Source organism: Pseudomonas fitomaticsae (assembly GCF_021018765.1).
In the GTDB taxonomy this organism is placed as follows: domain Bacteria; phylum Pseudomonadota; class Gammaproteobacteria; order Pseudomonadales; family Pseudomonadaceae; genus Aquipseudomonas; species Aquipseudomonas fitomaticsae.
In genome coordinates this window covers 2,618,220-2,641,435 of sequence record NZ_CP075567.1, presented here as the reverse complement: position 1 = coordinate 2,641,435, position 23,216 = coordinate 2,618,220, and the positions used below count along the sequence as shown (strand labels likewise).

The window sequence follows — 23,216 nt, the reverse complement described above, 5'->3', positions numbered from 1 at the left end:
CTGGGCGAACGGGAGGGATTTTAATGGAAGTTGGCGGATATGTCGTGCTAATTGAAGATGAAATTTATGTACTAAAAAGTTAAAGACTATTGTTCACCGATATTTCCCGACAAACTTTCTGAATTCACCACCTCGAACACTTCATATGACTGTTCTCATACAATTATTTGTACAAGAACAGTCATTCTGTAGAGTCAATACTCAACTTTCATGCTGACTGGTCACTTTTAATACATCGGTGTAAGTGACCACGACACTCTGTCCGACTTTCAGGTTTTTCAGTTTGGCCTGAATCTCGGGCTTTTCGACGTTGAGGGTTTTCGACTGGCCCGACGGGTTTTCCAGGGTCACCTGGTTTTTCGCTAAATCAATTTTGGTGATTTTCAGTTGCACCTGAACCTGGCGGAAGGCCTCGCCACCGGGGTTGCTGCTGCCCACGGCGTTGCGCAGTTCACCCGTGCGCTCGGTAGAGCCTGGCAGACCTTTATCCACGTCGGTGTCCAGATAAGCGGCCACAGAGCGGGTCACTTCGATCTGTACCAGATCGCCCACTTTCAAATTACCGAGGTTTTTCGCCTTGTCGCTGAGCTGAATGTGCACCTGGCGACCTTCCGCGCCTTCCAGGACCACTTGATGATTGGCCGGGTCAACCGCCAGCACTTTGGTGGTGACCCGGTCGGCCTCGACAGCGGCCGAAAGCGGTATATCGGCGGCCACCGCCGAAAAGCTGGCAGTAGAAAGGACAGTGGCAAGTGCAATGGCGTGCGTCAGTGCTTGGAGCTTCATAAGCGGTACTTTCCCTGTGATGGATGGCAGCACCCGGCGCCGAATCGGTCTCGGCACCGGGCGTGCCAAGGAGCATAGACGCTGATCGGCGGTTGCTCCTCGATCCGGGTCAATCAGTACCCGGTCATCTCCAGATAACCTTGCCCGCCCCGGTTGCCGCTCAAGCGCACCGGCCCTTCCCAATACGGAATGCGCAGGTTCATCCAGGCGTCGGGGTTGATTGCATCGAGGGTGATCTGCAGATTTTTTTCCGCAATGCCGATCGACCAGCGCACCGGCATCGAACGGCCGGCAACGTTCGCAGTGTCTTGCGGGGTCAGCTTGATCTGCTCGGCGTGCAGGGTTTCGGTCTGGCCATCGGCGGCAATCCACGTGCCGGTGAGATACGGCGCCCCTTCCTTCTGGCGCATGCGGTACAGCATGACGTGTTCGCCGCTGTCCAGATGCAGGGAGAACCAGTCCCAGCCCGTCTGATTGGCGGTCAGCGGCTGGCTGCTCCATTCGCGATCGAGCCAGGCAGGGCCGTTGACGGTGTAGGTCTGGCCGTCGATCTGCAGTGTGCCGCTGGCCTGGAAAAACGGCTGGCTGTAGTAATACGACGCCTGGCCCTGCTCGGATTTCTGGCTGAAACCCTTGTCGCCCTGCAGCACCAGTGGGCGACTGGAGGTCAGGCGCAACTGGTAGCTGAAGTTCTTGTCCCGGGCGCTCAGTTGCAGGTCGGCCAGCGGATCGCTCGCCTGACTGACGAAACGCCAGTCGTCGATCCACGCCTCGAACGGCGCTGCACGCACGCCTGCCTGCCCGACGCCGCCACGGGCGTAACGCTCGGCGGCGTGGTGGACGCTGGCCGAGGTCACCGCTGCATGCCCGAGCCAGATCGTCTGGTTGGCCCAGCCCGGCTGCTGCGGCGAGGCATTCAGGGCGCTGCGAAACAACGTCCACTGCACGCCGAAATCGTTGCCCTGCGCATCCTTCAGATTGGCCGTCACATACCACCATTCAATGCGAAAACCGTCATGGGCGCCGTGATCCGCCGGGAAGCTAAACACCCGCCCCGGCACCACTGGTGTAAACGCCTGCGCCTGAGCACCCATCCCGGCAAAACCCTTCTGCTCCGAAGCCGGGTTGTCGCAACCACTGAGCAACAACGTCAGAAACACCGCCGCCAACCTAATCCTCATGGGCAAACGTCCTCAGCAAGTCCGCCGGTTGCGTGCGGTACAGCGAATACAGCGGCCACGCCGAGGCCAGCAACGTCGCCAGCAGCGCCAGCCCCATCAGTTGCAGCAACTGCAATGGAAACACCCGCAACGGCAGACGCCAGCCAAAGGCCTGAACGTTGATCACCGCGTCCAGGCACCACGCCAGGCCGATGCCCAACGGTAAGGCCAGCACCAGCGTCAGCAGCGCCAGCAGCCACGTTTGCCCGAGATTGAGCAGCATCAACTGCCGTCGCGTCACACCCAGGGCCCATAACGGAGCGAGCTGGCCGAGACGGCTCTGGCTCTGGGTCAGCAGGCTGATGAACAGCGCCACACCGGCGACGGCCAACGTCAGGCTATTCAGCGCGGCGGTCGCGGCGAAGGTGCGTTCGAAGACTTGCACCGACCAACCCTTGAGCCGCGCCTGATCGACGATGCGGCTGTCGTCGAGCTGGAAGCGTGCCTGCAAGGCCGTGAGCAGCGCCGGGATGTTCGGCGGGTCGATGCGCAGGTTGAAACGGTTCGGCGTCAGCTGCGGCCAGCCGCGCAACAGATGATTGCTGTTGACCAGCACATGGCCCTTGGGATTGCCGTAGTCGGCGTAGATGCCGACGATGCGCGGTGACCACGACCCGCCCGGCGTGGGAATCGTCAGGTGATCGCCCGGCGTCACTTTCAAGCGACGCGCCAGTTGTTCGCTGAGCATCACCGCATCGTCCTTGGCCAGCGCCGCCCACGGGTCGTCTCCTCGAGATTCGAGCAACGGCCAGTGCTGGCGATAGTGTGGATGATCGATGATCCCGAACACGTCCGCCGGCCAGCCTTGCAGCGTCACCGAAACCTGCCAGTTGGGCATGATCGCGGTGACGTTCGGTTGCTGTTTGAGCCAGGTGTACAGCTCTCGCGCCTGAGCCGGGTTGCTCGGGTTCAGATAGAGCTCGGCGGTGAGCCGTTGTTCGAGCCAGTCGTTGAAGGTCTGGCGGAAACCGGCGGTCATGCTGCCGGCGCCGATGTTCGCCGCCATCGCCAGCAGCAGCGCCATCAAGGCCAGGCTCAGCGCCGGCAATTGCTGGCGGCAATCGGCGAGAAACCATTGCCCGAGCACCGAGCGGCTACGCCCGAGCAAACCGTTGAGCAGCGCACTGAGCAACACCGGCAACGCCAGCGCGGCGCCGAGCAACAACCCCGCCATCAACACAAACCCGCTGGCCAGGCTGTTGCCCCACACCAGCGCCGCCAGCGCAATCGCTGCACAGATACCCGCGACCCAACCCTGACGCCGCAACCAGCGCGCATGTTGTTGATGCCAGGCCTGCGGATCCGCCACCGCCAGCAACGGCAGACGCGCCGCCCGCAGCAAACTGTTGGCCCCCGCCAGCAACGCGCCGAGCAGGCTCAAACCGATGCCGCTGAACCACCACCAAGGACTCAGGCGCAACTGCCCCGCCACTTCCGCGCCGTACAGACCGCGCAGGCTGGCCGCGACGTCCGGCAACAGCACACTCGCCAGCCAGTAACCGCTGACCACGCCAAACAACCCGCCGATCAACGCCAGTGCGCCGAGTTCGACGATCAGGCAAGCGATCAGCATCCGCGCGCTGACCCCGCAGGCTCGCAAGGTGCGCAGCAATCCCCGGCGCTGTTCCAGCGCCAGACCGATAGCCGCGTGGACAATGAACAATCCAACGATGAACGAAAGAAAACCAAGGGCATCGAGGTTGAGGTGGAAGCTTTCGGTCAGTCGCGCCAGGTTGTTTTCCTCACCACTGCTTTTGAGCTGTAACTGGCCTTTGAACGCGGCCGGGACGTCGGCGTGAAAATCCTTCGGCAGCAGCAGACGCGACAGTTGATCGGGTTGTTCGAGCACGCGCTGAGCGGCGCCAATGTCCACCAGCAGCACGCCGGGAGCCATGTCGGTTTGCGCGTGCAGCGGCGGCAATGTCTGGCCGGTTTCGGTGGCTGGCGTCGCGCCCTCGGCGAGATTCAGCGCTCGCAAGGTTTCGGGAGAAACCCAGGTGCTGCCCGGCGGGCTGAAGAACTCGACGATGCGCTCGATCGGCATCGCCTGCCCGGCCACCGCGCTGTCGCCGGGCAAGGACACAGGCTCGATGCCCATCAATTGCAGACGCTGGTTTTCGTGACCTTTGAGAATCAGGCGCCCTTGCAGCACCGGCGACACCGGCCAGCCCAGACGCCGCAGATCAACGAACCATTGTTGCGGGAACGTCGCGCCGTTCGGCGTGCTGAGGCTGGCCTGGGGTTCGCCGCCAATCAACTGGCTGGCCCGGGCGTAACTGTCTCGCGCCTGACTGTTGAGTGCTTCCACGCCGGTCAACAGGCTGGTGGCCAGCCACAACCCGGTCAGCACACTGAAAAACTGCACCGGATGGCGCCGCCAGTGACTGAGCAGCGCCATCAGCGCGTGGCGGAAAACCTTCACGTCAATCGACCGCTGGTTAGCACCACGCGCTCCGCGAGCCGTGCTGCCACGCGCTGACTGTGGGTGACCATCAGCAGCGTGGTCGGGGTGTCGTCGAGCAATTCCAGCAACAGCCGCAGCACTTCGTCGCTGGTGGCTTCGTCGAGGCTGCCGGTGGGCTCGTCGGCCAGCAGCAGTTTAGGTTGCGCCGCCAGCGCCCGGCCGAGCGCGACCCGCTGTTGCTGGCCGCCGGAGAGTTGTTCGGGATAGCGCTTGAGCAATTCGCCCAGCCCCAGACGCTGCACCAGATGATGCTGCCAGCGCGGATCATGCCGCCCGGCCAGCCGCGCCTGAAACGCCAGGTTGTCCTCGATCCGCAGGCTGCCGATCAGGTTGTACTGCTGGAACACCAGACCGATTTCAGTGCGCCGCCAGTTGGCCAGTTGCGCCTCGTTCATCCGGTCCAGCCGATGCTCGCCGCTGCTGATGCTGCCGCTGTCGACTTTGTCGAGCCCGGCGATCAGGTGCAGCAGCGTGCTCTTGCCGCTACCCGATTCGCCCATCAGCGCCAGGCTGCTGCCGGGCTTGAGCGTCAGGTCGATGCCCTGCAGCACAGGCAACGGGCCTTGCGGGGTGAGGTAGCTTTTGAAGACGTTTTGAACCTGGAGCATGCCGCCATCCGATCGATCCGTGTCGGCCAAGGATAGCGGATACCGACGCGTTACTGCCCCACCGCCACACTCGTCGGGGCTTCACCCGGCGTGACGATGCTGTTCAGGTCGATGTGCTTCCACTCGGGCTTGGCCCCCAGCCGCGCGTTGAAGCGGTAGTTGAAGGTGAATTCGTCCGCCGTCGCCACGCTCAGCGGTTTGCCGTACACCGCTTCGATTCCCGGCAGGTCGTAACCCATCAACTGCAAGAGTGTCGGGAAAATGTTGTAGTGACTGGAGCGATCCTTGTTCGCCGCCAGTTGCGCCGACCAGTCGAGCGTCTGCAACTGATCGCCCTGGATCACCACCAGCGGCACCAGCCCTTCTTCTTCCACCGGATCGCCGCCGCAGTGGGTGTTCAGTCCCGGATTGCCGCGTTCGTGCAAATCCTGACCGTGGTCGGAGGTGTAGATCAGCAGCGCGTTGTTCAGATTGGCCTGGGCAAACACCCGCGAGAAGAACTCGCCGACATTCCAAAGCACCGTGTTCTTGTAGGCGTTGCGATACAGCACCCAGTCATCCGGCTGACCGTTGAAACCGGTGCGTTCACCGGTGTCGGCGACTTCCGTGAACTGCCCGCGGGGCAAGGTCGGGCGGTAAGCCATGAAGGCGTCCGGGTATTTGTCGTGTACCGGAAAATGTGCGCCGACCTTGTTGATCAGCACCAGCTCCGGCGTGTCGTCGTTGAGCAGTTCGATCAGCTTGGCGGCGGCGGCCATGTCGCGGTCGCGCACGCTGGTCTGGTCGAATTGCACGAATTCGTCGATGTCCTTTTTCTCGGCGTCGTTCATCAGGTTCTGCAGATTGCCGCCGGTGCGTTGAGCGTCGATGTAGACCGTGCGCATGCCGGCCTTTTTCGCGTACTGCCAGATCGACGGCAGCGTGCTGTTGATCCGCATGTAGTCGGCGCGGGTGCCGCCGTAGCGCAGGGTGATGTTGGTGTCGGCGCTGCAATTGGCGATGGACGCCGCGTAGCCGTAATTGAAGATCTCGACACCCGGACGAGCCTGCTTGAGGTTGCTGTGCACGCCGAACGGCGCGTTGATGTCCAGGTAATTGCCGGAAATGCTCTCGTCGATGATCAGCACGATGTCATGGCCGACCGCCAGGCCATTGCGCGCCAGGGTCACCGGCTCACGCGGGCCGACGGTGTTGTGCAGCGCTTCGTAGCCAAACAGGTTCAGATAGGCCAGCGGCGTGTACATGATCGGCAACCCGCGTGCGCCCTCACCGGCGCGCACGAACAACACGGCGCTGAGCAGCAACACACCGCACAGCGGCGCGGCGATCCGCAAGACATTGGGTACCGCAATCGCGTGTCGTGGCTTGAGACCGATCCCGAACAACAGCAACAACCCGTTGAGCAGCCCGTGGATGATCGCCCCCCGATACTGATACGCCGCTTCCTGGATGAAGCCGCCGGAGTACACCAGCGAGACGAAACTGCTGTAGGTCAGGTAATCGGCGGTCACCCTCGTATAAACATCGAAGAACACCGCCGAAACAAACATTGTCAATGCGAACAAATGCCGAATGAAAGTCTGACGTATATAGGCCGTTAGTAATAACGCAAACGTTAGCGTCAAAAACATCGCGCCAAAAAGAAGTACTGCCAGCCCCATACCCATCGCATTTAAGCGGTCAAGGTAATATTCGAAATAAAGCAGCAGATAAATAATTAAAAGCAGTTCTTTCAGATATCGAAACATGGCGATTCCGGGGCGCGTCCGACGAGACATTGTCAAGGGTTTGTCGGTCAAAACCTGACACTAGCACCGGGCCATTAAAGCGCAAGAAATGTCGGACATAATCAAAAAGCGTCAAAAAACTGTTGACTCAAATCTGACACACCCAAGTCGTTAAAACCCTTGAATTTCGCGGCCTACGACCGTTTATCGTTTTCTTCGAATTGTGAAAAACATGTCAAGGACGGGACAAATCCATCTACAGCAAGCACTTGATGGCCATTCGCCCCCAAAACTGGGGGTGTTATACACCTGCAACATGTCATTTTGCTGACACGCTTTTCCCACGCTGCGCTATACCCCTTTTGACAGTTCAATTTCGATCTTCCATCACCGTCTTACGAGGCACGCCAATATGGACGTGAGCGTATTTGGTACGGGCTATGTTGGCCTGATACAAGCAGCCGCACTTGCCGATGTCGGACATCGCGTATTGTGCGTCGATATTGACCCGAACAAGATTAAACAACTGCAACAGGCAGTACCGCCTATTAGCGAACCGGGTCTTTCGGCAACTTTGGAAGAAAACATCAAGGCCGGGCGTTTGTTGTTCAGCACCCAGGCCAGCGATGCGGTGGAACATGCCGCACTGATCTTCATCGCCGTGGGCACGCCGGCCGACGAAGACGGCTCCGCCGACCTCAGCCATGTGCTCAACGTGGCGCGGCAGATCGCAAGCTTCATGGAGGACGATCGCACGCTGATCATCAAATCCACGGTGCCGGTCGGCACGGCGGATCAGGTGCTGCACACCGCTGAAGAAGAATTGCAACGGCGCGGCAAAAGCGCCCTGGCGGTGCGGGTGGTGTCCAACCCCGAGTTTCTCAAGGAGGGCAGCGCCCTCGCCGACTGCATGCGCCCGGACCGGATCATCGTCGGCACCCACGACGACCTGGCCCGCGAGCAGATGAGCGAGCTGTACGCGCCGTTCTGCCGCAACCACGAAAAACTGATGTTCATGGACAACCGCAGCGCCGAGCTGACCAAGTACGCAGCCAACGCGATGCTCGCCACCCGCATCAGTTTCATGAACGAGCTGGCCAACCTTACCGAACTGCTTGGCGCCGACATCGAAGCGGTGCGCAAGGGCATCGGCTCCGACCCGCGCATCGGCTATCACTTCATCTACCCGGGCTGCGGTTTTGGCGGCTCGTGCTTTCCCAAGGACCTGCGCGCCCTGCTGCACACTGCCGAACACAACGGCATGCCGCTGAAACTGCTGCGCAGCGTCACCGACGTCAACGACAGCCAGCGGCACATCCTGTTCAGCAAGCTGAAGGCGCAATTCCCTCAAGGCCTGGCCGGCAAGTCGATCGCGATCTGGGGCCTGGCGTTCAAGCCGAACACCGATGACATGCGCGAAGCCCCCAGCCGTTATCTGATGGATGCGCTGTGGGCCGAAGGCGCCAGCGTGCAGGCCTACGATCCGGAAGCGATGTCCGAGTGCCGGCGCCTTTACGGTTACCGCAATGACCTGCACCTGTGCGCCACCCGCGACGACACCCTGGAAGACGCCGACGCCCTGGTGATCTGCACCGAGTGGAAGAATTTCCGCGTGGTGGATTTCGAGCTGCTGGCCAGCAAGCTGCGCTCCAAAGTCATCATCGACGGCCGCAACCTCTACAACCCGGAACAAGTCGCAGCCGCCGGTCTGCACTACAGCGGCATCGGTCTGCGCCACATCGCACCTGACGGGTTGCGGCCATGAAAGTCCTCGTCACCGGTGCGGCCGGGTTCATTGGTGCTCATGGCGTGCTGCGGCTGGTGCGCGACGGGCATCAGGTGATCGGCCTGGACAACTTCAACGGCTACTACGACCCGCAGCTCAAGCATGATCGGGTGGACTGGGTGCGCGAACAGGTCGGTGATTTCCAGCTCGCCACGATTGATCTGGCGGATGCGTCGGCCCTGGAAGCATTGTTCGTCCGCGAACGGCCACAAGTCGTAGTGCACCTCGCGGCGCAGGCCGGGGTGCGCTATTCGCTGGAGAATCCACGGGCTTATCTGGACAGCAACCTCGACGGTTTCCTCAACATTCTGGAGTGCTGCCGCCGGCACCCGGTCGAGCACCTGATCTACGCCTCTTCAAGCTCGGTGTACGGCGCCAACCAGCACACGCCCTACTCGGTGCAGGACGGCGTCAATCACCCGCTGTCGCTGTACGCCGCGACCAAGAAAGCCAATGAATTGATGGCCCACTGTTACAGCCATCTGTTCGGCATTGCCTGCACCGGACTGCGGTTTTTCACGGTGTACGGACCCTGGGGCCGGCCGGACATGTCGCCGATCCAGTTCGCCAAGGCGATCAGCGAAGGCTCGCCGTTGAAGCTGTTCAACTACGGCGAGCATCAGCGCGACTTCACCTACATCGACGACATCATCGAAAGCATCGCCCGTCTGATCGAGCGGGCGCCCCAGGCCAATCCCGAGTGGAATCGCGAACAACCCGACCCGGCCAGCAGCATGGCCCCGTGGCGCCTGTTCAACATCGGCGGCCAGCACCCGGTCGAGCTGAAAACCTACCTGGCCCTGCTGGAAAAACACCTCGGCCAGAAAGCCGTGGTCGAGCTGCTGCCGCTGCAACCGGGCGACGTGCTCAACACCTGCGCCGAGGCCAGCGACCTGGCCCAGGCCACCGGGTTCCAGCCCCAGATCGGGCTGGATGAGGGACTGGGGCGGTTCATCGCCTGGTTCCGCGATTACTACCCCACTGCCTATCGCCCACGCGCCGCACGCGGCTGACCATCAGCGGAGGACTCCATGACTGGACATGAGAAAGGTGTACCGATCCAACAATTGGTGCGGGACAAACGCATGGATCCGGAACAGCGAATGCGCCTTGACGCGGCGATCCATCGCCAGGGCCAGGGCTGGGTGACCGGGCGCGAAGGTGGCCGGCCGTGGCAACTGTCGCGCACCAACCGCGTGGTGGCCTGCCTCGGTGCGCTGGTGATTCTGCTGCTGATCTCGCCCGTACTGATCGGTCTGGCGCTGGCCATCAAGTTCACCAGCAAAGGCCCGGTGATGTTCGTGCAGAAACGCACCGGTTATCGCGGCCGCAAGTTCGGCATGTACAAGTTCCGGACCATGGTCGCCAACGCCGAAGAACTCAAGGAGTCGTTGCGCCACCTGAACAAGCACGGGGCCGACGCCATCGATTTCAAGATCGACCAGGACCCGCGCATCACCGGGATCGGCGGTTTCCTGCGGCGCACCAGCCTCGACGAACTGCCCAACCTGATCAACGTAGTGACCGGCGACATGCGCCTGGTCGGCCCTCGCCCGACCTCGTTCAACGCCTACCGCTACAAGGACAGTCACCTCGCCCGCCTGGCGATCTACCCCGGCATGACCGGCCTGTGGCAGATCTCCGGACGCAGCAATATCGACTTCGACCAGCGCGTTGAGTTGGACCTCAGCTACATCGCCGAGCAGAGCCTTTTGCTTGATCTGAAGATTCTGTTGAAAACCCCCTTCAAAGTATTCAGCGGCCACGGAGCAAGCTAATGGACGGTTCAACCAACAAAAGCCTGAGCATTGCCAGCCCCAGCGAGTCGAACCTGACCTCGACCGTGCTGGACCTGGATCTGCGGATCCTGTTTCTGACCGCCGCCAACCCCGGCGCCGGCACCACCACCAGCGCGCTGGCACTGGCCAGTCAACTGGCGCAGATGAGCAGCGGCCAGGTGCTGTACGTCGACGCCAGCCAGTCGGCGAGCAACCTCACCCAGCAACTGAACCTGAGCAAGGAGCGCGGCCTGCGCGATCTGCTGTTCAATCCGGACAATCCGCCGCTGTTGCAGGACTGCGTGGTGCAGGTGTCGAGCCTGCCATTTCACGTGCTGCCCAACGGCCGGCCGATCCGCACCATGGAACACCTGACCGCCGAGCGTCTGAGCCCGCTGCTCGATCAACTGGGCGCCCAGTACCGCTTTGTGGTGATCGATGGCGATGCGGTGTATTCGGCCGCCGACACGCTGGTCATCAGCACTCAGGTCGACGGCGTGGTGTTCGTGGTACGCGCCGAAGACACCCGCTGGGAAGTCGCGCAAGCGGCTGTGCAGCGCTTGACCCAGGCCGGGGCGAAAGTGGTCGGCAGCGTGTTCAACCGACGCAAGTACTACATGCCCAAATGGCTCTACAAAAACCTGTAAGCAACCGCGAAGGATGTCGCCATGAACGCCAAAATGCTCGTGCTGCTGTTGCTGCCGCTCGCAGGTTGCTCCAGCACTTCCGAAACCCAGAACATGCCGGTGAACATTCTCACCGCCACCCCGGCCAACGCCCAGGCCACCGACATGCCGAAGATCGAGCAGACCCTGCGTCCGCAGGATGTGCTGGACGTGATCTTCCACATCAGCACCAGCGGCTCGGACGCTTACCGCGTGCAGTCGGGTGACCAGATCGGCCTGAACTTCACTGCTGCCAGCCAGCTCAACGGCAACCAGTTGGTGTTGCCGGACGGCACCATCGAACTGCCGGGTGCCAACACCTCGGTGAAAATCGCCGGGCTGACCAGTGAAGAAGCGCGCCAGGAAATCCAGCGCGCCTATCAGCGCAAACAGCTGTTTCAGCCCAACCGCAATCAGTTGACGGTGCAGATCATCAGCCCGCTGACCAACGAGCAGAACCTGAAAAACGCCCTCAACCACCCGGCCACCGGCATGAGCCGCGAAATCACCGTCGGCACCGACGGCTACGCGAGCTTCCCGGAAATCGGCGCCGTGCCGCTGCAAGGCATGACCGTCAACCAGCTCGAAACCTTCCTCAACAAGAAGTACGCGCAACTGCCGGGCCGGATGACCGTGGACGTGCTGCTCAAGTCCACCGCCGGCAACGAAATCTACGTGCTCGGCGAAGTCGGTCAGCCGGGTTCCTACCCGATCCGCCGGCCGGTGTCGGTGCTTGAAGCGCTGACCCTGGCGCGCGGCACCAACGTCAAGGCGCGGCTCGATTCGGTGGTGATCATGCGGCGCAACGGCAATCAGGTGCAGGCCGTGCGTTATGACGTCGAGAAAGCGTTGTCGGGCGAGGCGCCGCAAATCGCCTACCTGCAACCGGACGACATGCTGTACGTGCCGAAAACCAAACTGGCCAGCGCCGGCGAGCTCGCCCGGCAACTGGCCGACGTGGTGCTGTTCCAAGGCGTGGGCTTCAGCTTCGGCTACCGCGTTGACAACAAAGACAGCAACAACAACTGACTCTCAGGTGACCGACCATGAATCCAAAGGAAAACTACCTGCATGAGTTCTTCAGGATCTTCTTCGCCAACAAGCAACTGGTGAAACGGGTCTTCCTGATCTTTGCAGTGATCGCGCTGGTGCTGCCGCTGTTGCTCAAACAGAGCTTCGATATCACCGCCCAGGTGATCGTGCAGTCGAAAAAACTTTCACAGGGCGACGCCACCACGTCGCTGACCGTGGACAACGCCACCTTCATCCCGCCGTCGCTGGCGGACATGGAAACCGAGAGCAATATCCTGCGCTCGCCGGCGCTGATCCGTCAGACCATCAGCGAACTGCGCGACAAGGGCGAATACACCCCGTCGCCCGGGATGTTCAACAAGCTGGTGAGCGAGCCGTTCAAGCGCTACATCAGCTCGCCGCTGCGCCAGTACGTGATCAACCCGGTGCGCAACACCCTCGGGCTTGAAACCGATCCGGTGCGCGACACCGCGCTCGATGCGCTGACCCAGCAAGCCATCGACAGCCTGAAAATCGAGACCCTGCCCGGCTCCAACGTGATCTCGATCGTCTACAGCTTCCCCGACCCGCATCAGGGCACGAACTTCGTCTCGGCCTTGCTGCAAAACTATCTGGTGAGCCGTCAGGCGCTGCAATCGATCGACCTGCCGCAATCGTTCTACGAGACCAAGAAGCATCTGTATCAGGTGCGTCTCGATGGTCTGGAGGGCAATCGTCAGGCGCTGCTGGAAAGCGTCGGCGCGTCGGATCCGAAGGAGGAAATCACCTTCCGCCTCAACGCGATCAACACCGAAGAGCAAGCGCTGAACCTGTACCGTGACCGCCTGCTGCAAAGCCAGCGCTGGCTCGAGTACCTGAAAACCAGCCTGGCGGCCGCCAGCAACAACAAACTCAACGACTACACCTTCCCCTACACCTTCACCACCACCGTGGACAACGTGGCGTTCGAAGACCGGGAAATCAAACAGCTCGGCGAGCAACTGACCACCCAGGTCAGCCGCTACATGAACGATCTGGCGGTGTTCCAGCCCGGCAGCGAGCCAATGCTGCTGACCCGCGAGCAGATTGCCCGCACCCGTCAGCAGTTCCTCAAAGTGGTGAGCAACCGCATCCAGGAGCGCACCAACGACCTGGCGGTGGTGCAGCAGGTGATCGATCAGAAAACCGCGCGCATCGCCGACTTCAAGGCGCGTATCCATGAGTTGCAGCAGACCCAGAGCAAGCTGCGGCAGATGGACACCGAAATCGATGCCCTGCACGCCGCGTTCTCGACCTACGCCCAGCGCTTTGCCGAAAGCAGCACCACCCGCTCGCTGAGCGACGACTTGTCCAACGCCCGGGTCTTGAGCCCGCCGTTCGAGCCGACCGAAGCGGCGTTCCCCAAACCGATGCTGATCATTCCGTTCGGGTTGTTCACCGGTCTGTTGCTGGCGATTGCACTGGTCTACGTGCGTGAGTTCTTCGATCACCGCTTCAAACACCCGGCGCAAATCAGTCACGAACTGGGCCTGCCGGTGCTGCTGGTGATCAACGACCAGAACGCGCAACCGAGCAATCCGCACAAGAACTGGACCGTGCCAAGCTTCGTGCACTGGGTGCGCAATTGAACACGCCCGCCACCCGGAACGCCGCCCTGCCGATCATGCATTTGCTCAGCAGCGGCGGGTTCTACGGGGCCGAGCGGATGTTGCTCGATCATTGCCTGGCGACGCCGGGGCAGCATCAGGTGCTGTTCCTCGATGCGCCGCCGGAACTGATCGCACGCTTTCGCGAGGCCGGCGTCGATGCACAAGGCTGCGCAGGGCTCGCTGCCCTGCTGCGGCACTTGCGTCAGCGGCGCGGTAAGCGTCCGTTGATCAACACCCACAATTTCAAAGGCCTGTTGTTCGGCTGGGTCGGCGCCACGCTGTTGCGCCTGCCGCTGGTGATCACTCAACACGGTTTCACCCCGCGCAGCCGCAAGCAGAAGTTCTACACCTGGCTGAGCCTGCAACTGTGCCGCACGGCGTCGGTGGATCGGGTGGTGTGCGTCGCCGAAAGCATCGCGGTGTTGCACCGTCAGGCCAGCGTCCGCGCGGAGAAATTGCAGGTGATCCCCAACGGATTGCCGGCAGCCGCCACGTTGCTTTCCGATGCGCCCCGGCAACGCTGGCTCGCCGGTTATGTCGGGCGCTTGAGCAGTGAGAAAGGCCCGGATCTGTTTCTCGATGCGCTGATCCCGCTGTGTCACCAGCACCCGCAACTCGACGCGGTAATGCTCGGTGACGGCCCGGAACGCGAAGACTTGCAGGCGCGAATCGACGCCGCCGGTTTGCAGCAGCGCATCCGCTTGCCGGGTTATCAGACCGACATGCGGCACTGGTGGCAACAGCTCGATGCACTGGTGATCAGCTCGCGCACCGAAGGCACGCCGATGATTCTGCTGGAAGCGATGCAGGCCGGGGTGCCGGTGGTGGCATTCGGCGTCGGCGGAATTCCCGATGTGCTGGAACACCGCCACAACGGCTTGCTCGCGGCGCCGACCGACAGCGCCGCCCTCGCCCGCCAGCTCGACACGTTGCTGTCCGAGCCAGGCCTGGCGCGACAACTGCGCGACAACGCAAAACGCACGCAACAGGACCGCTACGACCTCAAGGCCTTGGCCGAACGCTGGTCGCAGTTGTACATCCGCACGGCACGGGAGGCACGCGCATGATTTTCCCGCTCTCGATCGTCAGTCTGCTGGGCCTGGTCTGCATCGCTCTGCTGGCCAGTCCCTGGCCCTACCTCGCGCCGGGCGCAGTGCTCGGTCTGGTGGGGTTCGCGGTGTTGTACCGCAAACCGACCTGGGGCCTGCTCGGCATTGCCGCGCTGGTGCCGTTCGAGGGCTTCTTCAAGGACAGCTCGTTGTCCGGCAGCAAACTGATCGGCGCTTCGCTGGCGGTGATCCTGATGCTGCAACTGGCGATGCACCAGATTCCCTCGGATCGCCTGCGCAGCAATATCTGGCGCTTTCTGATCGCCTTCATGACCCTGTACTTTCTCAGCCTGCTTAACACCGATGACATGGGCATGTCGCTCGGTCACCTGCGGGAAATCAGCGTCGGCCTGATTCTGTTTGTCATCACCCTGCTGATCGGCCGCGAGCTGAACCTCGACCTGTTCGCCCGGCTGGTGACGCTGGCTGTCAGCACGACCTGCGCCATGGCCATGGTCTCCACCAGATTCCAGGATCAGGGCCGCGCCGCCGGCCTGCTCGAAGACCCCAACGCCTTCGCCCTGCTGATCGCCTTCGCCATTCCGCTGGGCCTGCTGCTGGTGATCCGCAGCCCGAACCTGTTGCATCGGCTGTTCTGGGGCGGTTGCTGCCTGCTGTTGCTCGGCGGCATGACCAAGACCGAATCGCGCTCCGGGCTGGTGGTGCTGGCCTTGAGTCTGGTGATCGGTTGCTGGCACTACCGCACGCAACTGGCGCGGATTCGTCCGCGTCACCTGGGCTTTGCCATGCTCGGCGCGGCGATCGTGATTCCGCTGGCGATCTACGCGATGCCTGCCGGTTACATCGCCCGTATCCAGTCGCTCAGCGTCTTGAGTGCCGGGGCCAAGGGGCACAACGATGAATCCCTCGGCCGCCGCGCCTCGTACATCGTGGTCGGCAGCCAGATGATCCGCGAGAACCCGCTGCTCGGCTCCGGTCCTGGCACCTTCCCGCTGCACTACGCCACCACCGGTTATGCCAAGGCGTTTTCCGCCAACCGCAAGATCGGCGACCTGTACCGCCGGGCGCACAACACTTACCTGGAAATTTTCAGCGAACTGGGGGTTCCCGCTGGTTTGATGTTCGTCGGCATGCTCGCGCTGGGCCTGTACAACCTGATGCGTGCGCGCAAGGAATGGATGCGGCGGCGCAACTGGCAACAGGCGGATCTGATGACCCATCTGGGCGTGAGCTTCCTGTCGCTGACGTTGTTCTTGATGTTCCTCAGCGCACCGAACCAGAAATACCTGTGGATCATGCTCGCGCTGACCAGCGTCCTGCGCCTGAAAGCCGAGCAGGCTCCGATGACGGAGGCCAAAGCATGAGCCGGATCAGCATCATCATCCCGATGTACAACGAGGCCAGGCACATTGGCCGCACCCTGCTGGCCGCGCAGAAAGCCGCCCACGCGGCGAATGTCGAATGCGAGCTGATCGTGGTCGACAATGGCTCCAGCGACGACGGCCCGCAGATCGCCCGCCAGTTCGGCGCCCAGGTGCTGGTGATGCCGGGCCTGCTGATCGGCGCGTTGCGCAATCGCGGCACGGCAATCGCCACCGGCGAATGGCTGGCGTTCATCGACGCCGACATCGAAATGCCCGAAGACTGGCTCACCCAACTGTTCGCTCTGGAAGCCGAAGGCCAGGCCGATGTGTTCGGGCTCGATCTGCACACCCCCGCCGCCGCGCCGTGGTACGCCACCGCGTGGCAGCGCCGTACTTTGCGCCCGACGAATCACGCTGCCCATGTCGTCGACTGGCTGCCCAGCGCCAATCTGCTGCTGCGTCGGCGCTGGTTCGACAAGGTTGGCGGTTTCAATGAAACCCTGCGCACCGGCGAAGACAAGGAATTCACCCTGCGTCTGAGCGAACAGGGCGCGCGCTTGCTCGCGGTCAACGAAAGCGTGGCCCTGCACTGGGGCTATGAAATGAACTGGCGCGAATGGATGGGCAAGGAGATGTGGCGCCAGGGTAGTCATCTGCAATTGCTGCGCAGCCACGGTTTCAGCCTGCGCCTGCTGCGGTTTCCGATGTTGTCGATCTTCGTCTGGATTCTCGATTTCCTGGCGATTTCCGCCCTGCTCGACGGCTTTCCCCATCACGCCGCGATCATGGTGATGCTCACGCTGGTGCCGGGGCTGGTGCTCAGCGTGCGTCAGAGCGCCAAGCACCACAACGTCTGCCTGACCCTGCAACTGTGGGGTCTGCACTGGGTGCGCCTGCACCTGGCGGGCGCCGCGTTCATTCTCAGTCTGTGTCATTGGAACGCCAGGAGGCCTGCCCGTGGCTGAATTCATTTTCTGGATGTGCCTGCTGCTGCCGGTGTACGCCTATGTCGGCTACCCGCTGCTGCTGACGCTGCTCGCGCCGCTGTTCCCGGCGTGGCGCCACAGCCCGGCACCGCCGCTGAACATCAGCATCGTGATCGCCGCTCACAACGAGGCGCGGCACATCGAACACAAGCTGCGCTCGCTGCTGTCCCAGGATTATCAGCCGGCGACCCTGCAAATCATTCTGGCCAGCGACGGTTCCACCGACGACACCGTGGCCTGCGCACACAAGGTGGTCGACCCGCGCATCACCGTGCTCGACCTGCCCCGTCAGGGCAAGGCCGCCACGCTGAACGCCGGCGCGGCTTTGGCCACGGGCGACATTCTGGTGTTCACCGATGCCGATAACCAATGGTCGCGGGAAACCCTCGGCTACCTGCTGGCACCGCTGAGCGATCCACAGGTCGGCGCCTGCGCCGGGCACATGGTGATTCCGGTTACCGGTGGTGGCTTGAGCGTCGGCGACAGCCTTTACCGGCATTACGAAGGATGGCTGCGCCGGGTCGAGAATCGCACCGGTTGCATGGTCTCCGCCGACGGCGCCCTGCTCGCCCTGCGCCGGGAACTGTTCGAGGACGTACCGGCCGAGGTCAACGACGATTTCTTCATCAGCACCTGTGCGCCAGTGAAGTTCAAACGCATCGTCTACGTGCCCGAAGCGCAAGTGATCGACCACGGCGTGGACGAAGCCAACAAGCAATTTCGCCGTCGCCAACGGGTCACCGTCGGCGGGCTGCAAAGCCTGGCGCAACGCAGCGAACTGCTCAATCCGTTCAAGCATGGGCTGTATTCGATTGCGTTGATCAGCCACAAGTTAATCCGCCGCCTGGCGCCGATCCTGTTGCTGCCGCTGCTGCTGAGCAATTTCTGGCTGTGGGAAGAGCACGGTTTCTATCGCCTCTGCCTGATCGCGCAACTGCTCGGCTACGCCATCGCGATTGCCGGCCTGCTGGATTCGCAACACCGCTTACCCAAACCGTTCCGCCTTGCGGCATTCCTGCTGGTGACACTGGCGGGCATGAGCATCGGCCTGTGGCAGTTTTTGCGCGGCCAGCGTTACGCCCAGTGGAACCCTGACCAAAACCGTTGAGAGGGACAGAGCCATGGCGATCAAACAACTGATTAAACGCACCAGCGGCTGGCTCTATCTCAACTCGTCCGTGGGACGAAACCAGTTGCACGGCGCCGGGGTGATCCTGATGTTGCACCGGGTGCTGTCCAACGACCGCGCCGCCGATCTTCCGCACCGCAACGAACTGTGCGTCGGGCCCAAGGCCTTCGAGCACTTGCTGGTGTGGCTGCGCAAGCATTTCGATTGCGTGCCGCTGATGGAGATCCTGCAACCCAACGCCTTGCGCACCGAGCGTCCGCAAGTGGCGCTGACCTTCGACGACGGCTGGCGCGACAATGCCGCCAATGCCTTTCCGCTGCTGCAGAAACATCAGGTGCCGGCGAGCATTTTTCTCTCCACCGATTTCATCGGCAGCCGTCAGCGTTTCTGGTGGGAAAGCATCGGCGAAACCCTGTGGGGCAGCCACGGCGAAAAGCCGCGCATGCACCTGATCGAATATTTGCAGTCGATCCACCATCCCGTACCGGTTTTGCTGGACGACATCGACGTGGACCGGCGCAGCCTGACCCTGTTGCATTACCTGCAAGGGCTTAAAGCGCTTGACCCGATGATGCTCGAACGCCTGACCGACGAATGTCCGCAAGAGTCGCAACCTCAGGCTCTCGACTGGCACCAGGTGCGTTCGATGGAGTCTTCCGGTCTGGTGCGGTTCGGCCCCCACGGCGCCAGTCACGCCATCCTCACCGGCCTTGACGATGTGCACCTGGGCGAAGAAATCAGCCGCAGCCGCGATGCCCTGCTCAACGGCTGCAACCGGCCGCTGCCGGTGTATTGCTACCCCAACGGCGACAACGATGAGCGGGTGCGCGAACAGATCGCCAATCACGATTACCCCTTCGCGCTCGGCACCGGCAGCGGCATCTATCGCGGCACCGGTGATCCGCTGAACCTGCCGCGCTTCGGTGTCAGCCAGCGCACCGCGCGCAATCCGGAACTGCTGTCGTGGCGGATCTATCGCGGGACGCGGCCATGAGTCGAGGCAGTTACCTCAAGCATCTGGCGCTGAGTATGGGCACCAAACTGGCGATGATCGCCCTGCGCCTGCTGAGGAATGTGCTGCTGGCGCGGATCCTCGGGCCCAGTGAGCGCGGGCTGTTCGCCCTGCTCAGCACTTTGCCGGACCTGATCAGCGCGGCCACCAGCGGCGGCCTGAATTCGGCGGTCGGTTATCAGGCGGCCAAGCAGCGGCCGATGGGGTTGCTGCTGGCTCAGGTGCTGGTATTCGGCTGCCTGCTGGCGGGTCTGCTGACCTTGCTGGTGGTGGCGCTGGTGCGCGAGTTCGGCAGTGAGCTGGACGTGACGATGCAGCTGGGTCTGCTGGCGTGGCTGTTGCTGCTGGCGGTGCCGTTGACCGTGCTCAAAAGCGGTCTGCTGACCTTGCACAATGCGTCCGGTGGTGTGGTCGCGTTCAACGCCTTGCGGCTGGTGGAATCCCTGGCGCCGCTGCTGCTGTTTCTCGCGCTGTTCTGGATGTGGAAAGAAGCGGCCCTTGAAGCGGCGCTGATCAGCTGGCTGGCCGGCATCAGCCTGGTGGTGCTGGTCGGCTGGCTGTGGCTCAAGCGCGCGCAGCCGTTGCAGCTGCAATGGGATCGCGCCAGCCAGAACGAACTGCTGCGCTTCAGTGCGCGCAGCCACCCGGATCTGCTGTTCCAGCAGGTGATCCTGCGTTCCGATTACCTGTTCATCGGCGCCCTGCTCGGCAGCACCGCCCTGGGGCATTACGCGATGGCCAGCGCCGCCGCCGAGTTGCTGCTGATCGTCCCGGAAGCGGTGACCACGCCGCTGATGAAACGCCTGCTGCAACAGGACGAAGGCATGGACAAGGTCACGCCGCTGGCCCTGCGCCTGACCGCCACGGTGATGCTCGGCGCCTGCCTGACCATGGCCGTGATCGGCGAATGGCTGATCGTCACTTTGTTCGGCGTCGCCTACCAGCCGGCGTATCCGGCGCTGCTCGCATTGCTGCCGGGGCTGCTGGGGCTGTGCTACGCGAGCATCCTGCGCCTGGACCTGATCGGCAAGAATCGCCCCGGCACGGTATCGCTGCTGATGGGGATTGGCGCGCTGCTCAATCTTGCGCTGAACCTGTTGCTGATTCCGGCCTACGGCATCGTCGGCGCGGCGGCGGCCTCGTCGATTGCCTATCTGGCGGTGACCGTGGCGATGCTGGTGTTGTACTGCCGGTTGAGCGGTGTGGCGTTCTGGCAAACCCTGATCATTCTGCCCAGCGACCTCACGCCGATGTGGCTGATGTTGCAGCGTCGGAAGGCAGCATGAAAGGCCTGGCCCTGCTGTTCGGTCTCGGCCTGTCGCTGGACGCCTTCGCGGCGTCGATGCGCTGGGGCGACATTCGCGACGGCAGCCTGTACCTGCAAGCGGATCGCCCCGACACGGTGACCGTGCGCTGGGTGCCGGCGTGGCAGGCAGAGGCCAACGAAGAGCACATTTACCTGCTCGACGGCCGGGGCCGATTGCAGGGCGAGCGCTTCATCAAGGCCAGTGAAACCCGTGGCAGTCAGAGCTGGCCATTGGCGCCGGGGGCCACGAGTTATCAGCTGGAAATCCCCGGCTACAGCTTCCGCAGTTACCGGGTCGAACACGACGAAAACACCGTCGCGCTGTTCGCTCCGGCCAAGGTGCATTTCAGTGCGCAAACCCGAAATGGCGATGAGCTGTATTTCAAGGTCGCCGCCGGTGAGCACGCAATATTGGCGGGCAAGTTTCACGGCGGGGTCAGCGCCCTGCAAGCACAGCGGGTCGGCGATGGACAACAGCTGTCCTTGGCGCTGAAACCCTATCGCGCCTATTGGCAGTTCGATCAGGTGGCGTTGCCGGTCAGCGAACGCGAACAGGTCTGGCGCCTGCGTCTGCAAGGCAGCGGCAAAGCGGCGTTCTGGCTCGACGGCACGGCCAATCTGTTCGCACAGACCCCGCAACAGCTCAAACCGCTGCGCGAAGACGACGGCCAGACGCGCCTGACCCTGCACGACAAAGTCCTTGGCCGCACCCCGGATCTGGGCATCGCCCTGCCCTACGTGATGCCGCCGCCCGCCAGTCATCCGGTGCTCGATGCGCTGAAACCGACGGCCGCCAGTTACTACAGTTTTGTCGACGTGACGGCGAAGAATCCGCACTTCGAAGATGCGTTTCGCCAGGTCTATCAGGACCGATTCGGCATTCGTCAGGACATCACCTTGCTCGCCGGCAGCCAGCGTCAGGCCGATCTGCGCGCCGACGTGCAAAGCAACAGCGGCCTCGACGCCTGGCTCGCCGGCACCCGCGCGTTGGGTGGCAAAGGCACGCACTACATCGGCTTCGCCGATGAACCCAACCTGAACTATTCGAGCTACGAGCAATACCGTTCGATCTTCACCAGCATGGCCCGGCAAGTGCGCAGCGATCCGGCCAATGCCAAGGCCGGCGTGCGCATTGCGATGCCGGCCAGTTCACGATTGCTCAACGGGCCGTTCGCCGACAACGCAGCGAACAAGCGTGGCATCGACTGGGCCCGACGCCTGCTGAATGAATCCGCCGATCAGGTCGATGCGCTGGCCTGGCACGAATGGATGATTCGCGACCTGCTCGCCACCCGCGTGTACCGCGACAGCGTGCGCCGCGCGGCGGATCTGGTCGGCCTCGACGCCAAGGGCCAGCCGCGCAAGGCCTTGCTGCTTGACCAGACCAACCTCTCCAGCGGCTCGAGCCTGAGCCCCTACGATCAGGAAACCCACTTCACTTCGCTGTGGTGGGCCTCGGTGGTGATCAACGCCTCCCAGGACGGCTTGCTGACCATGCTCAACTGGTTCCAGGCCGCTGATGAGTCGCAGTACCCCAAAGGTATGTTGCGGGTGCTGGGCGATGACCGCTTCGAGTTGAAACCGGTGGGCCTGGCCCAGCAGTTCATCCAGCAACACTGGTTGCATCAAGTGCTGTGGCTGGAGAACGACGCGTTCGAAGTCGATGTGCTGGCGATGGCCGGCGACGATCAGCGCGGGTTGCTCGGCGTGAACAAGGGCACGCGTTTGCAGCGTGTCGACCTGGCGGGCGCCAAATGCCCGTTGAGCAACGGTGCGTTGCGCTACTTCGGCGCCGACAACCGCAGCCGCGACGCACCTTTTCGCTGTCAGGACGGTCGCGTGCGCTTCGAACTGCCGGGACAGACCCTGTTCGCCCTGCGCTGGAGCGCCTCATGACCGCCCTGTTGATGTCCGGCCGCGCTGGCCTCTGGCCGCGCGATGACTCGTCATCAGGAGCAACGACCATGAATGTTCTGCAAAAAATCAGCGAGCACATCAAACACAAAGGCCTGCGGGCCACCGTGGCCAAGGTGTGGAAGCACTACGTCTTTTCTCATCAGGAACTGCTGTGGATGGAGCGCGATCTGGTCAGTCCCGTGCCACCCCACAGCCTCAAACCCTACCCGCCGCTGCGGGTGGTGAAGATTACCCCGGACAATGTCAGCGCCTTCGCCCGCCACTTCGGTGACCGCGTCGGCACCATGGCGGAACTGGCACAGGAAAATCACACCGGACATATGCACCTGGACGATCAGGGCCATGCGGTGGCGTTCATCTGGGGCAGCGCCCGGGACTACTTCGACCGACACTACTACGGCTGCATGTTCCCGGTGAAACCCGGCGAGTTCTTCGAGTTCGGCGGCGAACTGACCCGCTCGTACTGGGGCACCGAACTGTCGGTGGATCTGCAACTGGAACTGTGGAAAGCCATGGCGGCCCAGGGCTGCGACAAGGTCGTGGACGTCTGCGAATTCCACAACATCCCGGCGCTCAAGCTGCACCTGCGCATGGGCTATACCGAACAGGGCCGGATCATGAATGTGTATGAGTTGTTCGGTCGCTGGCGCTTCTACCGCGAAACCCGCTACAGCGGCTCGCGTCTGGATGCGTTGCGCAAACCTTCCCGTCCACCTGTCACAGCAACGGCGACCTGAG

The 23,216-nt window shown here is 62.5% G+C and carries 19 protein-coding genes; 14 read left to right on the top strand and 5 right to left on the bottom strand.

Translation table 11 applies throughout. The features are described 5' to 3' along the window. Window positions 1–201 precede the first annotated feature (201 nt). The 5 genes from KJY40_RS12015 to KJY40_RS11995 all read right to left on the bottom strand — a co-directional run bounded on the left by KJY40_RS12015 (window position 202) and on the right by KJY40_RS11995 (window position 6,826). A complete protein-coding gene (locus KJY40_RS12015) occupies window positions 202–786 on the bottom strand; it encodes a hypothetical protein (protein ID WP_085607644.1) in 585 nt (194 codons plus the stop codon). 113 nt (window positions 787–899) lie between these two features. Then, on the bottom strand, window positions 900–1,967 hold the full coding sequence (locus tag KJY40_RS12010; RefSeq protein ID WP_230737036.1) for a lipocalin-like domain-containing protein: 1,068 nt from the start codon (window positions 1,965–1,967) through the stop codon (window positions 900–902). Continuing rightward, on the bottom strand, window positions 1,957–4,428 hold the full coding sequence (locus tag KJY40_RS12005; RefSeq protein ID WP_230737034.1) for an FtsX-like permease family protein: 2,472 nt from the start codon (window positions 4,426–4,428) through the stop codon (window positions 1,957–1,959). Before KJY40_RS12005 ends, KJY40_RS12010 begins: the two co-directional genes overlap by 11 nt. After that, entirely contained in the window at window positions 4,425–5,078 is a 654-nt protein-coding gene (locus KJY40_RS12000; protein ID WP_230737032.1) for an ABC transporter ATP-binding protein, read from the bottom strand. The genes KJY40_RS12005 and KJY40_RS12000 overlap by 4 nt, the downstream gene beginning before the upstream one ends. A 50-nt stretch (window positions 5,079–5,128) precedes the next feature. Continuing rightward, a complete protein-coding gene (locus tag KJY40_RS11995; RefSeq protein WP_230737031.1) occupies window positions 5,129–6,826 on the bottom strand; it encodes a sulfatase-like hydrolase/transferase in 1,698 nt (565 codons plus the stop codon). 391 nt (window positions 6,827–7,217) lie between these two features. Between KJY40_RS11995 and KJY40_RS11990 the strand changes: the two genes are divergently transcribed. The 14 genes from KJY40_RS11990 (at window position 7,218) to KJY40_RS11925 (ending at window position 23,215) form a co-directional block, all read left to right on the top strand. Continuing rightward, window positions 7,218–8,570: a UDP-glucose dehydrogenase family protein gene (locus KJY40_RS11990; protein WP_230737029.1), complete on the top strand. Its 1,353-nt coding sequence runs from the start codon at window positions 7,218–7,220 to the stop codon at window positions 8,568–8,570. Further along, window positions 8,567–9,604: an NAD-dependent epimerase gene (locus KJY40_RS11985; RefSeq protein ID WP_230737026.1), complete on the top strand. Its 1,038-nt coding sequence runs from the start codon at window positions 8,567–8,569 to the stop codon at window positions 9,602–9,604. The genes KJY40_RS11990 and KJY40_RS11985 overlap by 4 nt, the downstream gene beginning before the upstream one ends. Window positions 9,605–9,622: 18 nt before the next feature. Next, a complete protein-coding gene (locus KJY40_RS11980) occupies window positions 9,623–10,369 on the top strand; it encodes a sugar transferase (RefSeq protein WP_230737024.1) in 747 nt (248 codons plus the stop codon). Further along, window positions 10,369–11,016, top strand: a complete 648-nt coding sequence (locus KJY40_RS11975) for a CpsD/CapB family tyrosine-protein kinase (RefSeq protein ID WP_230737022.1) — start codon at window positions 10,369–10,371, stop codon at window positions 11,014–11,016. Before KJY40_RS11980 ends, KJY40_RS11975 begins: the two co-directional genes overlap by 1 nt. Before the next feature lie 21 nt (window positions 11,017–11,037). Then, complete coding sequence (locus KJY40_RS11970; protein WP_192564276.1) at window positions 11,038–12,063, top strand: polysaccharide biosynthesis/export family protein; 1,026 nt, start codon at window positions 11,038–11,040, stop codon at window positions 12,061–12,063. Between the two features lie 17 nt (window positions 12,064–12,080). Then, window positions 12,081–13,673, top strand: a complete 1,593-nt coding sequence (locus KJY40_RS11965; protein ID WP_230737021.1) for a GumC family protein — start codon at window positions 12,081–12,083, stop codon at window positions 13,671–13,673. Window positions 13,674–13,708: 35 nt separating this feature from the next. After that, on the top strand, window positions 13,709–14,761 hold the full coding sequence (locus KJY40_RS11960) for a glycosyltransferase family 4 protein (protein ID WP_407681998.1): 1,053 nt from the start codon (window positions 13,709–13,711) through the stop codon (window positions 14,759–14,761). Continuing rightward, window positions 14,758–16,128, top strand: a complete 1,371-nt coding sequence (locus KJY40_RS11955) for an O-antigen ligase family protein (protein WP_230737017.1) — start codon at window positions 14,758–14,760, stop codon at window positions 16,126–16,128. Before KJY40_RS11960 ends, KJY40_RS11955 begins: the two co-directional genes overlap by 4 nt. Next, the gene (locus KJY40_RS11950; protein WP_230737015.1) at window positions 16,125–17,093 is read left to right on the top strand and encodes a glycosyltransferase; all 969 of its coding nucleotides are present in this window, start codon (window positions 16,125–16,127) and stop codon (window positions 17,091–17,093) included. The genes KJY40_RS11955 and KJY40_RS11950 overlap by 4 nt, the downstream gene beginning before the upstream one ends. Beyond that, entirely contained in the window at window positions 17,086–18,222 is a 1,137-nt protein-coding gene (locus KJY40_RS11945; protein WP_230737013.1) for a glycosyltransferase, read from the top strand. The genes KJY40_RS11950 and KJY40_RS11945 overlap by 8 nt, the downstream gene beginning before the upstream one ends. Window positions 18,223–18,235: 13 nt before the next feature. Then, window positions 18,236–19,237 carry a polysaccharide deacetylase family protein gene (locus KJY40_RS11940; RefSeq protein WP_230737011.1) on the top strand — a complete coding sequence of 334 codons (1,002 nt, stop codon included), beginning with the start codon at window positions 18,236–18,238 and terminating at the stop codon, window positions 19,235–19,237. After that, entirely contained in the window at window positions 19,234–20,541 is a 1,308-nt protein-coding gene (locus KJY40_RS11935; protein ID WP_192564269.1) for a lipopolysaccharide biosynthesis protein, read from the top strand. Before KJY40_RS11940 ends, KJY40_RS11935 begins: the two co-directional genes overlap by 4 nt. Next, entirely contained in the window at window positions 20,538–22,457 is a 1,920-nt protein-coding gene (locus KJY40_RS11930; protein WP_230737008.1) for a hypothetical protein, read from the top strand. The genes KJY40_RS11935 and KJY40_RS11930 overlap by 4 nt, the downstream gene beginning before the upstream one ends. 68 nt (window positions 22,458–22,525) lie before the next feature. Continuing rightward, window positions 22,526–23,215 (top strand): GNAT family N-acetyltransferase, encoded by a 690-nt coding sequence (locus KJY40_RS11925; RefSeq protein WP_230737006.1) that lies wholly within the window; start codon window positions 22,526–22,528, stop codon window positions 23,213–23,215. Window position 23,216: the final 1 nt, after the last annotated feature.